General features: G+C 30.9%; 7 protein-coding genes and 1 other annotated feature. All 7 genes read right to left on the reverse strand.

The features are described from left to right. Positions 1 to 137 precede the first annotated feature (137 nt). Positions 138 to 2,129 (reverse strand): isopeptide-forming domain-containing fimbrial protein, encoded by a 1,992-nt coding sequence (locus HLB29_RS07910; protein ID WP_185624636.1) that lies wholly within the window; start codon positions 2,127 to 2,129, stop codon positions 138 to 140. Positions 2,130 to 2,402: 273 nt separating this feature from the next. Then, positions 2,403 to 10,448: a SpaA isopeptide-forming pilin-related protein gene (locus HLB29_RS07915; protein WP_185624637.1), complete on the reverse strand. Its 8,046-nt coding sequence runs from the start codon at positions 10,446 to 10,448 to the stop codon at positions 2,403 to 2,405. A 22-nt stretch (positions 10,449 to 10,470) separates the two neighbouring features. Then, the gene (locus HLB29_RS07920; protein WP_185624638.1) at positions 10,471 to 11,388 is read right to left on the reverse strand and encodes a class C sortase; all 918 of its coding nucleotides are present in this window, start codon (positions 11,386 to 11,388) and stop codon (positions 10,471 to 10,473) included. Continuing rightward, positions 11,381 to 12,268 (reverse strand): class C sortase, encoded by an 888-nt coding sequence (locus HLB29_RS07925; protein ID WP_185624639.1) that lies wholly within the window; start codon positions 12,266 to 12,268, stop codon positions 11,381 to 11,383. The genes HLB29_RS07920 and HLB29_RS07925 overlap by 8 nt, the downstream gene beginning before the upstream one ends. A gap of 48 nt (positions 12,269 to 12,316) precedes the next feature. Continuing rightward, positions 12,317 to 13,300, reverse strand: coding sequence for a SpaA isopeptide-forming pilin-related protein (locus HLB29_RS07930; RefSeq protein ID WP_185624640.1), 984 nt, complete (start codon positions 13,298 to 13,300; stop codon positions 12,317 to 12,319). Between the two features lie 557 nt (positions 13,301 to 13,857). Next, on the reverse strand, positions 13,858 to 15,303 hold the full coding sequence (proS, locus tag HLB29_RS07935) for a proline--tRNA ligase (protein ID WP_185624641.1): 1,446 nt from the start codon (positions 15,301 to 15,303) through the stop codon (positions 13,858 to 13,860). A gap of 70 nt (positions 15,304 to 15,373) precedes the next feature. After that, positions 15,374 to 15,583: a binding site (T-box leader), on the reverse strand. 91 nt (positions 15,584 to 15,674) lie between these two features. After that, the gene (locus HLB29_RS07940; protein ID WP_185624642.1) at positions 15,675 to 16,766 is read right to left on the reverse strand and encodes a PIN/TRAM domain-containing protein; all 1,092 of its coding nucleotides are present in this window, start codon (positions 16,764 to 16,766) and stop codon (positions 15,675 to 15,677) included. Positions 16,767 to 17,012 lie beyond the last annotated feature (246 nt).

Consider the following 17,012-nt stretch of genomic DNA (forward strand, 5'->3'; position numbering starts at 1 on the left):
CTCCTCCATATTTACAATTTTAGAATCATATAAATATTATGTTTAATTGATATGATTCTAAAATTGTAATTTTTAAAAAGGGGTTTTAAAAACCCCTTTTTAAATTACATTTATAATTGAATTAGATTTTACAATTCTTAAACTTCTTCAGCTCTTCTCTTTTTCATAGCGTATACTGAACCTGCCATGATTACAATACCTAAAGCTGTGAAGATTATAGTACCTATACCACCTGTCTGAGGTATAGTGACTTTTTTATTCTTTATTCGTGTAGCGTCATTTTTACCACCTAATTGCTGAGTTCCATAATCTATATCACCATTCTGTGTATAAGAATTTTCATCAACATCAAATTCTATTTTATCACTTCTTAAGGCATATCCTTCTGGAGCTTTTACTTCTTCTAAGTAATATTTTCCCTTAGCAAGTCCTGTCACTTCAAACTGACCTTTTTCATTTGAAGTATATTTTACTGCCTTGTCCTTTTGATTTGACCATTCAAAATCAGTTCTTGCTTTTATAAATGCTTCATCTCTTTTTTCTTTAGTATTTTTTATTTTTTCTTTTGCCTGAGTTCCTTCATTTCCTTGTTGCTGAGTTTTTGTCAATCTATTATATTCATCTATTGCTGCTTGATAAGCTGTTTCTGCGTCATCATATGCTTTTCTCTCAGCAGACTGTACACCAACCTCTTTCAATGTTAAATATTGTTTTTTATCATTCAATACAATAAATTCTGCACCAGCAAGAGATTTTATACCTCCTGAACTTACCACTCCATCATCTGTTTTTACAAACTTTTTACCATAAGTATACACTTTTGGTGATTCTGGTTTTTCAGGAGTAGGATTTTCAGTATCTATTTTATTAGTAATAGTTAGTTCACCATCATTAGTTTTTTTATACTCTGGAGTATATCCGGAAATACGCTCAATCACTTGATAAGTTGTGTTTTCATCTAGACCTTCAAACGTATGGCTAAAATCTGTATTCATTTCCTTGTTCTGAATTTTAACTACTGAATCAACAACTTCTTTAGTATTGCTCTTAATTAATGTATAAACTACCCTTACACCTTCTGGTGGCACACCTTCTGCCCACTCTTTTTTAATTTTAATCTGTTTATTCTTTGGTGTTATATCTTTTGGTTCTATATCTTTCTGTGGTCTATTGTTATATGTCAATTTAATTTCATTTGTTTCAGGGTTATTTACAATAGCTTCGCCATTTATAGTAGCAGAATATTTGATAGTAATTACTACTTCACCTTGTTTAGCATCATCTTCAAGTTTTTTAAGTCCCTCTGAAGTAAATTCAAGATTAAATCCATTATTATCTTCTATCAATTTATAATAGTTTGATGGCACATTATTAATTCCTGATATAGTTAAATTCAACTTGCCCTTATTATAAGTAAGTCCTTTTGACATTATATCTGACCATCTTAATGTCTTATACTTCGCATCTTTAGGAATAGTAGTTTTTACAGTATATGGTACCTCCTCACCAATTGTTTTACTTATTTCTTTCTTTTTATCATCTATTGTTTTTTCCACTTTTGGCTTATTTTCTGCATTTTTAGGATATACATGTGCATGCTCAACTATTCCATCCTCAGTAACTAAAGGAAGTGTAATTTCAACCGGCACTGCTTTTGACGATGTAAGTACCTCTTGATTTTTTCCTATATACGTAGATTTTTCAGGAACTTCAACTATTTTATATTTTCCTGCAGGTAATTTTGATGTATCAAAATTTGCACCATTTGCTTCGGTAAGCATACCATACGCTTGCTCTACGTCATCACCAACTTCTTGGCCTTGCTGATTAATCCATTTACCTTTTTCATTTTGCCATGCAAAGTAAACTTTTGGTATTTCTTCAAGCTTCTTATTTAATCCATTATTTTTAAGAAGCTCTTTCAACTGTTCCAAATTCTGAGTTCCGTTATAGCCTTTTTTCTGAATTTCAGCAGGATCCCATCCCTTTAGTTCATCTTCTGTCATAAGTAATTTATGTACTGTAACTTTTTTTGTACCTTGTTCTTCAGCATTAACCTTAGACAAACTTGGCATTAATACACCAACTGCCATTGCTAATGCTAAAAAAATTGATAATAATTTTTTCATTTTTTTCTCCTTTTTTCTCTTTCTTAAAATATAATTTATAGACTAGGTTAAATAATAAATTGATAACCTGAATACACTTTTCTATTTTTTAGTTTCTTATATAAATTGATTTCAAATTAATTATTTAATGCTCGGTGAATCAATTTTATCCAACCTAATCATTTATGTGATTAAAGCTGTATAAGATCTCTATCCCTCCTTCTTATTATCTACAACTTTAAATAATATTTCTCAGAATACCCAAATGAATTCATCTGAGTATTCTGTTAAAAACTAAATTCTACGTTTTTTTCTCATTATGAAAATTGAACTTATAGCCATTAATCCACCACCTATTACTGTGAATAGAAGGGTTCCTATTCCGCCTGTGTTTGGATATTCCACTCTCTTATTTTTTATTTCTATTGGTGATCCAAGCTCTATAGTGGAATTATTTGAATTTTCTTCATACAGAACTTGTTTTACACTATTTTTATCTCCTAATAGTTCAATTCTTCTATTTTCACTATCTATTCTTATTTTGTATTCTTTATTAGACAATTGGAAACCTTGCGGAGCTCTTATCTCTTTCAAAGTATATGTACCTGACTTAGTATTTACTGGTACTTCTATCTTTAATCCCTCTTTCTGAACTCTAGATGAATCATATTTTTCATAATCACTAGCTAAGTTAAATTCTTTTTCATCTTTTCCATTATTAAACTTAAGGTCTTTTATTTTTACTCCTAGTATCCCGTCTGATAGCTTCAATCCATTTGAATCAGTTTTGATTATATAGAATTTCATAGGTTTACGTTTATTGATTATTTTGCAAACATTATTACTTATTTTATTATACTGAATATTTTCTATATCTACATAATCTCCATTCTCTTTAACAGTGAATGTTATTATATTCCCGTCAATTTTTTCGAACCCTAGAGGAGCCTCTTCTTCTCTTACCACATATTTTCCCGGCTCAAGTTTCTCAAATCTAAATTTACCAGCCTCTCCAGTATGTCCTGATGAAACTATATAGTGTTCATTTTCTCTTAAATACTGAACATAACTATTATTGACTTCTTTGTAAAGTCCGAATTTGGCACCATTTAAAGGTTGTTCTGTACCACTAATATCTTTATAGCACTTTTCAAGTTCAATATAGTTTTTCTTATTCTGTATTTCTAAAGTATTTTGTTTTAATTCAATTTTATTGTCCTGTGTACTCTTTCCCTTATCATTATATAGCGGTTGTTTGTTATACAAAAGTTTTCCATCTTTTACGATTATTTTTCCAATGAAACCTTCTATTCTTTCATATCCTTTAGGTGGCTTAGTTTCTCTAAGCCAATATGTTCCATTAGTTAATCCATTAATAGTAACTTCTCCATCGCCATTAGTCATCCATTCTGAAACACCTTTAATTATTACTTCTTCTGTAGGATTATTTTTATCTGGTCTGGAATCATTTTTATATATTTTAAATGTTGCTCCCCTTAAAGGTTTTTGGGCACTTTCATTCCCTTCATATTTGAATAGAGTTAAATCTACGGCTTGAGGATGATTTATAATAATAGTATTTTTATCATTATTTGTTTTCTTATCAATTATGTTTCCATCTTTATTTACCGTAAATGTTGCAACGGGCTGATTATTATTTGGTGTGATAAATCCTTCAGGGGCTTTAGTTTCTATTAATCGATATTTACCCGGTGCAAGTTTCTCCATTTGGATTTTTGCTTCTAGATTATTAGAAGTAATATTTTTATATCTATCAACATCTTTCCATGTATTCGTCGACTCTTCTTTTTGAAGTTTAAATATTGCTCCTCCTAATGGCTGTCCTATGCTACTGACTTTGGTAAATTCAACATTATTTGGTTTATTTTTTACTTTCACCACAGGTATTTCTCTATTTATAATATCTGTATTTCCCTCTCCATCAGTATCAATTATAGGATCATATCCGTTTGGAACTCCTTTTTCTATAACTCGATATTCATAAATTTCACCATTATTATTAAAAGGTATTAAATCATTAAATGTATGGGTAAATTCCGTATTGGATATATCTTTAATCTTTTTTCGTATATATTTGTCTGCAATATCTTTATATTCTTCGTCTCCTTGACCTTTTATCTTTCTTTGAAGTTGGAAAGTAATTTCGTCGTTAGATGTTTTTTCACTCTGATTTTGCCATCTCTTTTTCAATTTGACATTTTTTAAAGTAGCTGATATTGCCGGTTCTGGGAATTTCCATTTTATATTATTATGTTGCCAGTGAGGCGTTAAAGTCGCACTTTCATTTGTTTTATAAAATTCACCAGATTTAATGTTTCCATTTTCTATATCCAAATGAACTTTATATGTAATTTCACAGTGTTCGTTTTCTCCAATATACAGATTTGATATAGTCAATTTTTTTTCATTTTTATCATAGTTTTTGTACACATATTGAGTTATATCATCATCCAAAACTCCGTCTTTAAAGCCTTTTATATCATAACTGTTTTCTTCAAAAATTACCTTCTCACCAATTTTATCTTCAATACTACCGTATTCAATAGTATCCATGTCTATTTTTTCCAAAATCTTTGTAAGATTGTCACTTAATAAATCTACATTTGTTGTATCATAGTAATAATCATCTCTTGATGACATCTTTTTCATAGAATCAGTTGCTGTTTTCTTATCTATTCCTTCCTTTTTGCCATCTATCTCAATACCTACTGTGTGTATCTCTACGCCTTTTTCCTTGAGATTATTACATGCATATTCACACGTAGTACCATGATTATTAATAGTATAATGTCTCACTTTGTATTCTTTTTCGTATTCTTTCTTCGATTTTCTTTTTAAAGAATACTCTTCTCCATTACCTTTTGTCTTTTTCTCATCAGATGAAAATTCGACATTAGGTCTAAATGAAACATCATCATAAGCATCTATTATCATTGGAGAATATGTAGGAGCTCCATCAGTTACCACAATCACAAACTTTCTATCATACTTATTTCCCGACTCATCAAGCAACTTCCGAGCTCTAACCAATGCTGCTGCAGTATTTGTTCCATGAGCAGCTTTTATATTTTTTGACTTTGGTAAAGCTTTTATGAAAGTATCTGCACTTGAAGTAAAACCATCAGTACATGCATTAGGGACTGTTTCATAATCCCTATCCTTATGATTATAATGTTCCTCGCCATCAAGTACATGATTACTGTATGTAACAAGAGCTGCTTCTACATTTTCATTACTCAGAAGAGTTCTAATGAATTTACTTGTGGCTGTATGTGCTTTACTATATCTGTCATTAGTATACATGGATCCGGAATTATCATATACCACGACTACCCCTATTTTATTTTCTTCTTTTATAGTATTACCTTTTACTTTTAAGTGAACTATATATTCACCAGGTTTCTTTGTAGGTTCAAGATATTTGTTTACTCCGGCAACATCCACTGATTTTCCTTTGAAATTTCCTTTGTAATTATAAAATCCATCCGTTATTTTAGGATTTTTATATTTTTCTCCTGTTCTTCCACTACTAGAATCCTGATACGTAAAAGAAGGATTAGGTTGAGCATTTTTATTATACAATCCATCCATGCTATTGCCACTTCTAGAGACTGGAATAATATTTCCCCTATAAAGTGATTTTAAACTTCTTGGTATATTATAAGAACTTGGGCTGGCACTTCTAAACCGTCTCTTACCGCTTTCTTCTGATGAATCTAGCGAATAAGATTTTGATGACTTAGTCGATTTTTCTACCCTGGTAAATCCATCCTTATCCACTGTTACGGTCCATTTATCAGTGGTTCTTATATATCCTGCTGGAGAACTCACTTCTTCTAACGTATAACTTCCTTCCTCTAGCTTTTCATATGTTATCTTTGGTGTTCCTTCTCCACTGGTTGGTTCAACTTGTTTACCGGTTTTGTCGTTCGTTAATTTAAATTCTGCGCCACCTAAAGGTTTCCCTTTATCATCTTCTTTTTCGATTATAAACTTTCCATATCTTTTAACCGGATGATTTACTACTGTTATCTCGGGAATTTCTTTATTTGTGATGGTTATGTTATCCCCTTCCTCATGAGTTGTAGGTTCATATCCTACCGGTATGTTAGTTTCTATGATTCTATAATTATAAATTTCCCCTTTATTATTAAAAGGTGGTAGATTTTTGAATGTATGTTCAAAATCTCCATCGGAAATATTCTTTGTGACATTTTGACTACTAACATCCTTATATTTACTATCATCTTCTGCTGATTTTTTTCTCTGAAGTTGGAAAGTTACAGTTCCATCCTGAGGCTTACTACCATTTTGTTTCCTCCATTTTTTAGTTAATTTTATATCCCTAAGTTTTGCAGAAATCGCCGGTTCTGGAAATCTCCAGTTAACATCTTTTTTGCCATATGGCTTTAAAGTAGCTTTTCCATTAGTTGGATACATATTTCCCGATACAAAGTTGCTATCCTCTATTTTCAGATTAACCTTGTATATCAATTCGCACGATTCATCTTTGCCAAGAATTAAGTTACTAACCTTAAATTTTCGATTAAAATTGTCATACTCGACTCTAGCTCTTGTAGACACATCAGAGGCTTCTATTCCATTTCTGTATTTTTTTAAATCATATCCCGAATTGCTATTATATTCTACTTGACTACCCAATGGGTCGTTTATTTCACCTTCATTTACGGTCTTATGATTAAGATCTACAAGTATCCTATCCAAATTTTTCTTGATATCACCTATTTTATTACTATTAAAATACTTACCTGGATTGGCAATACCTCTCATTACATTATGTGCATCTTCTTCTGTTGCACCTTTTTCCGCTGCAATCAAAATACCTACCGTATACATATCGATTCCTGCTTTTTTATTGATTTTAGCTTGATGTATAGTGGCTTGCCCATGATTTTCTATCCATACTCCATCGTATGAATGATAACTACCATTATCTAATGGAAATCTGGAACCATTCCCATATTTTGGTCCGTAGTCCAACTGAGGTATTCCAGCATATTCAACGGCAGGTGAAAAAGTAGGTATACCATCCGTAATAGTTATAATAACTTTTTTGTCAAAATGAGAATTTCTTAAAAGCTCTTCTGCCTTTTTTAATCCAGAAGCAGTATAGGTTCCAGCTTTTTGATTGTTTGGTTTTGTTGGACTTCCAGGCATTTTATTAATAATATTTTCCGGATCGTTAGTAAATTCAAAATGAGAATAATCATCATACCAACCTTCTTTATGATTATGTCCATCAAATAAGTCGCCTCCAAAGGTTACTAGAGCGGCCTGAACATTATTATTATTTGGATTTAAAATCTCCCTTAAAAATCCTTCTGTTGCTTCTTTTGCAACTTCAAATCTACTGTTACTGTTCCAACCATTGGGACTAAGACTCATGGAACCCGAGTGATCATATACTATTACTATTCCTAAACTATTTTTTTCTTCTATAGTGTTACCCCTTACTTTTAGGTGAACTTCATACTCACCGGGCTTATCTGTAGGTACTAAATACTTATTGATCTCAGCTACATTTGTACTACTATACTTGTCTCTTCCTCTATATTTGTACCAATCACCTTCATTAGTGCTTTTGTACTTTTCATTTTTTCTTTTGTTTTTAGTAACGTCTTTCTCAGAATAGCTAAAGTTAGGACTTGGAGAATTGTCTCTAGGATATAATTGATTAATATCTAGCTCGCCTGCACGTGCAGGATTAATATTTATAAAGTTAAATCCATTACTATCAAATAGCCCTCTTACAAATCTCGGCAGAATATAAGAACTCAAATCAGCACTTCTAAATTGCTTTTCAGCACCTCTTTCTGATGAGCTTTGTGAACGAGATTTTTTTGACTTAGACAATTTTTCTTCTACTTTAGTAAATCCATCCTTGTCTACTGTTACAGTCCATTCCTGATTGGTTTTTTCGTATCCGGCTGGAGGAGTTTTTTCTTTTAATGTATATGTACCTGGATCCAGATTTTCGAAAGTTATTTTCGAACTTCCTTCTCCACTAGACGGAACTATTACCGATTGATTACTGTTGTTTTTCAATTCAAAAACTGCACCATCTAAAGCTTTCTTACCGTCGGTCTTATTGATAATAAACTTCCCTTTTCCCTTTTCAGAAATTGAAGTTTCTTTTTTATTTATTATCTCTAAAATAGGAGTATCCATTGTTCCGCTATTAGTATTATCTCCTATAATAGTCTTTCCATTGTTTTCGACTTTTATATTCCAAGTTTCTTTGGACTTCGTATATCCTCTAGGAGATTCTATTTCTTCCAAAGTATAATTTCCTGGAGAAAGGTTTTCAAACAAAACTTTTCCTCCATTAGAAGATGTTTTTTCTTCATTATATGAAGTTCCTACTCCCGTTAATTTAAATTTTGCATTATCCAAAAATGAACCACTATTATTTTTCTTATGTATCATAAATCTTCCCTTATTGAAAGATTCTTTAGGATATTCAATTGTCTTTCCTGTAAAATCTGAACGATGGGATTCTCCCTCTATTGAAATATTTTCTGCAACGATTGTCCCATTAATATTGTGTTCTATTTTCACATTCGCCCCCGGAGCAAAAATCATTCCGGTAACAGCACCTTGATTTGATATTTCTCCTTTATAGATGCCATCTTCTTTAGATGAATCATAAAAGTTCCAAATAACATTTCCTTTTTCCCATTCTCTGACCTGACCAGTTGATGCTGTTGTATTGTCAGTATATTGTATAATTGAACTAGGTATTTTAAATGAATTTGTTCCTTTTAAATCAACATTTATGATTAATGTTTCATTCGTTCCTTTTTTAAAACCGTTTATGTCCATATCCGCGATATATCCACTGTAATAATCTTTAAAAGCAGAAAAATTTAAATTTAATACATTCAAGGATTTATTATTCTCTCCTTCAATTCCAACTTCTCTTATATATTTATTGTTATTGTATGATTGACTATATTTAACATCTATTTTATCTGTATTTTTATAATATCTAAATTTTTGATTAATTCTTATTGCTTCTTTTTTCACGTTTTCTAAACTAATAAACTCTTTTTTATCATCTTGCCATAATCTGGGATTATAATATTCTCTCTTAGGCTCATTTAGTTTCCAATCATTTAAAGACCATGAATACCCATTATCAGCCCCTCCAACTCTAATTCCCTTACCAACAACTAATATAGAATCTCTATGACCACCTGCAGTAATTGAATTATGTGTTTCTATATTTTTTATATAACTTACTTCCTTCAAATTCTTAGTGCCAAAGTTACTTTCATACTTAAGTTTATTAGTTAATATATTACCATTCGTATGAACCTTTGTTGTTACCGTTCCAAATCCTACAAGGTGAAACCCACCCATAATTCCTAAGGGATTATCCTTATTTTCTTCATAAAATTCAGTCTTTTCATATATAGATGAAGCATCGACCAACTTTTGATAAAACTCACCATAATTTTCGTCATCATCATAGTCACTACCATAATTATAATAATATCCATTTGCTTTCAAAGCAAAAGGAATATTTCTTTTCTTTGGCTTAGCCACTAAATTACTTGATGAATCAGAACCGATTTCCGGATTTGTAGTTGGAGATACATTTCCCTTTAATTCATCTCCACCTTTATTTTTTGATTCTTCTTTATTAAACTTTTCGTTATTAGAATCTTCTGAAGTTTTTAGGTGGTCAATAATTTTTTTAGGGTTAAAATGTCTCCATTCTTCCAAAACCCCCTTTTCAATCATTGAACTAATATCGGAATCAGATAATTCTGCATAATCATAATAGTATCCCTGATCCGTATATATAACTATGGCAAATACATCGCCATTAGTTATTTTTTGAGGTTTAGGATTTTTTATCTGTTCTAACTGTAGCTCTGAAATCAAAATATCTTGCTTTTTATCCTTATCTTTAGAGCTTACTTCTAAATCTATTGATTCAAAATTTTCATTACGTTCACATACAGTATCCATATTGCTGGAAACAATATTGTATCCTAGATTCTTCAAATAATTTGTACTAGATTCTGTGAGTTTTAATGATTTTTGATGAATCAGTTTAATATGACTAACTTTCACATCTTTTGCTTCTAATTTAAATTTCAGGTTATTTTCTTTATCTTTCTCAATTTTTATTACCTTATTATTTCTTTGTATATCTTCATGAAATTTCAATTTCTCATTCGTTTCATTTCCAAATACCAATGGTACTTGTAAGGATTGAAAGATTAATTGAAAAATTAATAAGAATATGAATAATAGTTTGAATTTTTTTATTAACTTTTTATAGTTCACCTTTTCTCCCTCCTTTACAAGTTTAATCATTGATTTTCACCCTCTTTTCTCTAATGCGAGCATTATAGATAATAAAAATAATCTTAATTATCAGTCCAATAGCTATTATAAACGAAACAATAGCCGTAAAATTTAATGCCCTTTTTTTCGCATTTACATCTTTGTCCACCGACTGCTTTTCTAAATCCTTGTCTATATCCTTTACTAATTTGTTTTGGTAATTTTTTTCATTTTTATGGTCAAAAGATTTAGATGTGTTCACTCTTCTGAAGTTAACCAGTAATCTTTTCCTGTTCGTCGGGTAAGGAGTACAAGTTAAAAGAGTTACAACATCTTCATTTTCCATAATATTTAACTTATCTTTTTCTGACGGGAAAATTTCCTCACTACTAAAAGCTCTGTATTCCAATCTTTTTCCAAAACTATATATGTATAACATGTCTCCCTTTTTTACCCTGTCAAGATATCTAAGCATCATTCGTCTATAGTACCCTCTGTGTCCGGCTATTACTGATCTACTGTTGTTTCCTCCTACGGGCAAAGATGTTCCGTCAATATGTGCCAAACCTTTGGATAAGTTTTCCTCGCTGGCTCCCAAATATAACGGCAGCTTTTCTCCAAGCCTGGGTATTATGACAAATCCGTATATATCATCTTTGAATTTTGGAATATCATTTTTGGTTTCATAATTTTCCACAGAAAAGGGATCAACCATGATAGAGTTATTTTCAACTACTGATTTATTGTATTTGTCTATTGATTTTTCTAGTTCTTTTGATTTTTTCGGATTTATATTTTCCAGATTTTTTTGATATATTTCAGTTTCTGTTTTGGTATCATAATTGGATTTCAATATTTGAACATATGGTGCCATAAATATTATGATTCCAACTAGTACTATCACCAGACCAAATATCTTTCTTTTCTCAACCTTAGTCATTCCCTCTCCTTTCCTTCTCAGATTTATTATGTTTTTTCTTATTAACTATCTTTTTTCTTATATATATCGCCAATATTATAATTATTGGTAATGCTATCAACATTATCTTCTTCCAGTTCCTTACTTTACCTTCCATTGTTTCTTTTTTATCTTTGGCCTTCACGTATGGAATTCTATGCCCCCTTACCAAAAGCCTATGAGAGTTTATCATATATGGCGTACAAGTAAGCAATGTAACGTAGTCGTGATTTTCACTGATCATTAAATCCTGAAATTCACTTGGTTCAATAACTTTTTTACTGTCTATCTGATATGCCAGAGGTTCTTTTATGTTGTAAACATAAAATGTATCTCCTATTTGTAATTTATCTAAATCAGTGAATAACTTTGCAGTCGGCAATCCTCTGTGTGCCGTTAATACAGCATGAGTATCCGGACCGCCTACCGGTAAGGATGTTCCTTCCAGATGTCCTACTCCTTTTTGAAGAACTTTTTCAGATGTTCCCGCATATATGGGTAGGTCTATATTTATTTTTGGAACTTTTATATGTCCCATTTTTTCATTTATTTCAAGCATTCTGGCGTATTCTTTTCTTCCCTCTTCTTTTTGCTTTTTTGAATAGGGATCCCTATATCCCGTTCCGCCGGATATTAGAGAATAATTGTATGCTTTTGCCAAATCTATTCTTCTATTTATTTCTTTGATGTCCAGTTTTGATTTTCCAGCTTCAAAGTCATTTATTACTGATGTAGAATTTATTTGATAATACATTCTACTTATCACCGGATAAGATAATATTCCTAATCCTATCAAAAATATAAATAACAAAAGATAGTCGCCAAATGTTTTTTTTCTTTTCTTATTTTTTTGCTTGCTCATTCCAACTCCATTTTCAAATGATGTTACATCATTTTCATTTTTGTCATATTATTCTTTGATTCTATATACATATGTTCCCATCAACATCATTGCGATTCCTGCAATTGAAAATAAGTATATCTGCACGTCTCCTGTCTTGGGAATTACAATTTTTTTCGAACCGCCATCTAAACCGGGCGTTTTTATGATATCACCTTTCCCGGGTTCAACAGGTATAAGTTTATTCACTATTCTTGAAATACTTTCACTTTCATCAGCTTTATTTGTTATTTCAAATTTATATGGTTCTTTTAATAATACGTAACCTGTTGGAGCATTAACTTCTACAAGGTAGTAAATACTGGGTTTTATTCCCTTTACTTCAAACTTACCGTCACTACCTGATTCCACCACATAATCTTTGCCATCTTTCTTGACTCTTATATATTCACCTTTTTCTTTTTGTGTAATCAAAAATTTTGCTCCAGGCAGATATTTGATACTATTTTCCGAATCGTCGGTTTTTACAAATTTTTTACTTCCGTATTCAGGTTTTTGAGGTAGTATACTTGCCTTTGGAAATACATGATCCACTATTTTCCCACTATCATCTACCATAGGCATTATGATTACAAATGACATTACCTTTATATTTTTATTGTTGCTTATTTCTCTTGCATAGTAGATGCCCTTTTTTATATCTTTTATAGTTGTTTTTCCTTCTTTGTCCGTTTTTTCTGATGTATATGTGTTTTTATACATCTTGTCTAAATCTTCTATGCTTTTATCTTTTAAATCTTCCACAATTTTGCTTGTATCAGACGTTTCTTCATAGTTTTCACTTATATTCCATAATTTAAAAACCAATCCCTCACAAGGAGTAGTTCCCTTTAATTCATTTATCAACTTTTTATCTTCATTACCAAATACGCTAATCGTCAATGTATATCCTTCAGCATATACTCTTGATAAAAAAGAAAATGCAATCATAAATATAAAAATTATTGCGAAAAAACTATTTGCAAACTTCTTTTTATGAAAATTTAAATCCATAATATACCTGCCTCTCTATTTTTAATCTCTATTTATCCTCTATAAAATTCACCTTTCAAAAACCTTTTGAGTACTAATTTATTTTAAACCTATTATAATTTACTCTTCAATATTTTTATATTACCATTATTTTTTATTTTTTTCAAGGCGGTAATTCCTACCATTTCGTTTTTTAATATTAGTTTTCTTTAATAAAACAATAGTATAAAGCTTTCGTTTTTTTATATTATAAAAAAGTCACCTTATATAAAATACATCAATTTTTATGCAAATGCAATGCATTTTTTGTTTTTTTTAAAAAAACTTAAGATTTATCTTTTATTTTAAATTATATTTTGATTTAATAAATCATTTAAAATACAGATATTATACTAATTATTTATTCTTTATTAAAGCATTAATAAAGCAATTATTTATATTTTTTTTGAAATAAAAAAAATAACCATTATTATTATAGGTAACCGAAGTTAAATATAATAATAATGGTTTTGAAAATCTCTTTAATTAAATAAATTCTATATTAAATTATAGTTATAATTCTTACTATTGATAATTTTTTAATATGCCTTAGCAAATATTACCATGTGATCTGCTTTTTCTCCACTGTAGAAACAAGTATCTCCCAAGTTTTCCTGTTCAAAAGGAATTACTCTTATTGTAGCTCCTGTTAATTCTTTGATTTTTGCTTCGTTTTCAGCATTTTCTTTCCACATTACCTTGGCAAATCCCTTTTTGTTTTCTATAATATCTACAAATTCGTCCATATTGTTAGCTACATATATTCTTTCATCCCTATATTTCTTTGCCTTACTAAATAAATTGTTCTGAATATCGTCTAGTAGCTCGACCACTGATTCGGCAATGCCATCTAATGATAATTCACTCTTAGTAAGTTCATCTCTTCTAAATGCAAGTGCTTGATTTTTTTCAATATCCTTAGGACCTATTTCAATTCTTACCGGTATACCTTTCATTTCTGAGTCATTAAACTTATATCCCGGACTATAGTTGTCTCTATCATCCACTTCTACAGAAATTCCTTTAGATTTGATTTCAGAAGCAATTTTGTCTACTACTTCCATTACTCCACCTTTATTTGCAGCAATTGGAACTATTACGACCTGAGTTGGAGCCATTTTTGGAGGCAGTACAAGCCCTCTATTGTCGGAATGAACCATTATAAGTCCACCTATAAGTCTGGTAGATATTCCCCAGGAAGTATGGTATGGATAAGCTATATTTCCTTCTCTATCGGAGAAAGTAATATCAAATGCCTTAGTAAAATGCTGTCCCAGGAAATGAGATGTACCTGACTGTAGAGCTTTACCGTCATGCATCATTGCTTCTATTGTATAAGTAGAATCCGCACCTGCAAATTTTTCGCTTTCAGATTTCTGACCGTCAATTACAGGTATCGCCATCAAGTCTTCAGCAACTTTTTTATATATTTCCAACTGTTGCAAAGTTTCTTTCATGGCTTCTTCAGCAGTTTCATGTATAGTATGCCCTTCCTGCCATAAGAATTCAGATGTTCTTAAGAAAGGTCTGGTAGTTTTTTCCCATCTTACAACTGAGTTCCACTGATTATATAAAAATGGTAATTGTCTATATGAGTTTAGCCATTTAGCATACATAGTACATATAATTGTCTCGGATGTAGGTCTGACTGCTAATCTTTCTTCTAAAGTTTTGTTTCCTCCCTGAGTTACCCAGGCAACTTCAGGAGCAAAACCTTCAACGTGCTCGGCTTCTTTAGTTAATAAACTTTCAGGTATTAATAGCGGGAAATATACATTTTTATGTCCTGTTTCTTTAAATAAGTTATCCGCATAATCTCTTATCTTTTCCCATAGAGCAAAACCATAAGGTCTGATTACCATAAAGCCTTTAATAGGTGCATAGTCAACTAACTCAGTTTTAGTTATTACATCAGTATACCACTGTGCAAAATCGTCTTCCATTTTCGTAATGTCTTCAACAAATTGTTTTTCATTCTTCGCCATTTCTAAAATCCTCCTAAAAAATTTTAAGTATACAGCCTTTAAAGGACAAAAGAAAAGCCTTTCATCTCTTAAAAGAGACGAAAGGCTGTTAGTTTCCGCGGTACCACTCTCATTAGCTATAGTTTTAGCTCACTCAAAAGAATATAACGGTTCAAACCGTGAGAATTTTTACCTCCCCAAGCTAAAAGGCTGGTTCGCTAGAGTCGATTTGGAATCTCTCACCACCGATTCCTCTCTGAAAAATCTAATCAAGTTACTTTTCCTTTATTACTGCCACTATTAATATAGTCATTATGATATAATATTTTTTTATAAAAGTCAATATATACCTGTTTATTAATATGTCTGATATAAAATAATATTTTTTATGATTACTTTTCTTTTATTTTTGCGAATATCATACGACCGGCCGGTGTTTGAAGTATTGATGTGACGATTACATTCATCGTTTCTCCTATACAGTCTTTTCCATTTTCTACGACTATCATGGTTCCATCATCAAGATATGCGACACCCTGCTGATTTTCTTTTCCTTCTTTCACAATAGTGACTATCATTTCTTCTCCAGGTATAGCTATTGGTTTTACGGCATTGGCAAGCTCATTTATATTCAAAACTTCAACCCCTTGAACCTGGGCTACCTTATTAAGATTATAGTCGTTTGTCACCACCTTGCCATTTAATACGGATGCCAATTTTAGTAATTTGATATCTACTTCCGCTATATTTTCAAAATCCTGACTTGTTACTTCCACATCTATATTTCCCTCTTCCTGAATCAGGTTCAGAATATCAAGACCCCTTCTACCCCTGACTCTTTTCATATCGTCTGCGGAGTCGGCAATGTGTCTTAGTTCATCCAAAACAAATTGCGGTATTATAAGTTTCCCTTCAATAAATCCCGTTTTGGTGATGTCTGCTATTCTTCCATCTATTATCACCGATGTATCCAATATTTTAGGTGGAATTTGTTTTTTATTTTTTCTTAGTTTTTCAATTTCTTTGTCTTTTTTTTCACCAAAATTTCTATGTTTCAGGAAATTTACAATTTCAGTCTTACTTCTGATACCTATCCTTATTCCCATCAAACCGAATATAATATATATTATTATTGAAATAACGGGACCTACTATAGAAATTTTTTCGATAATATTTGCAATTTGAGTGGCTATTAAAAATCCGATTAAAAGTCCTATTGAACCAAGTATAATGTCTACCTGTGAATATACGGACATTTCTTTATCAAATTTAATTCCTAACTTCTTTAATTTTTTGCTTATACCCGGTTCTGCTATAAATAATATTATTCCAAATATCAATCCCAAACATATTCCGATAGCATATCCATACTTGGGATTTCCAAATTGCAATTCTTTAAATGGCTTCATCAGTGATAGATAAAGCGTAGTGACTATTGCAAAACCGATAATCGCTAATAAAAATCTCTTTATTTTTCCTAGCACAAATTTCACTCCTTTCCTGATATAATTAGTTATACTTCTTATCAAGAGCATTAACGCTTATATGAGTCCTTATAAATATGAAATTATATTAATTGACGCCGGCTCTTTTACAAAAAATAAACTAAAATTAAAATATCTGTGTAAATCATATTAACTATCAACTGTACTAATTTTAACTTATTTACTTTAAATAATACTAATCCAAAATTGATTAATAATATCTTCTTAAATGCTATTTTACTAGAA

It is taken from the genome of Peptostreptococcus canis (genome assembly GCF_014229965.1).
Taxonomy (GTDB): Bacteria; Bacillota; Clostridia; order Peptostreptococcales; family Peptostreptococcaceae; genus Peptostreptococcus; species Peptostreptococcus canis.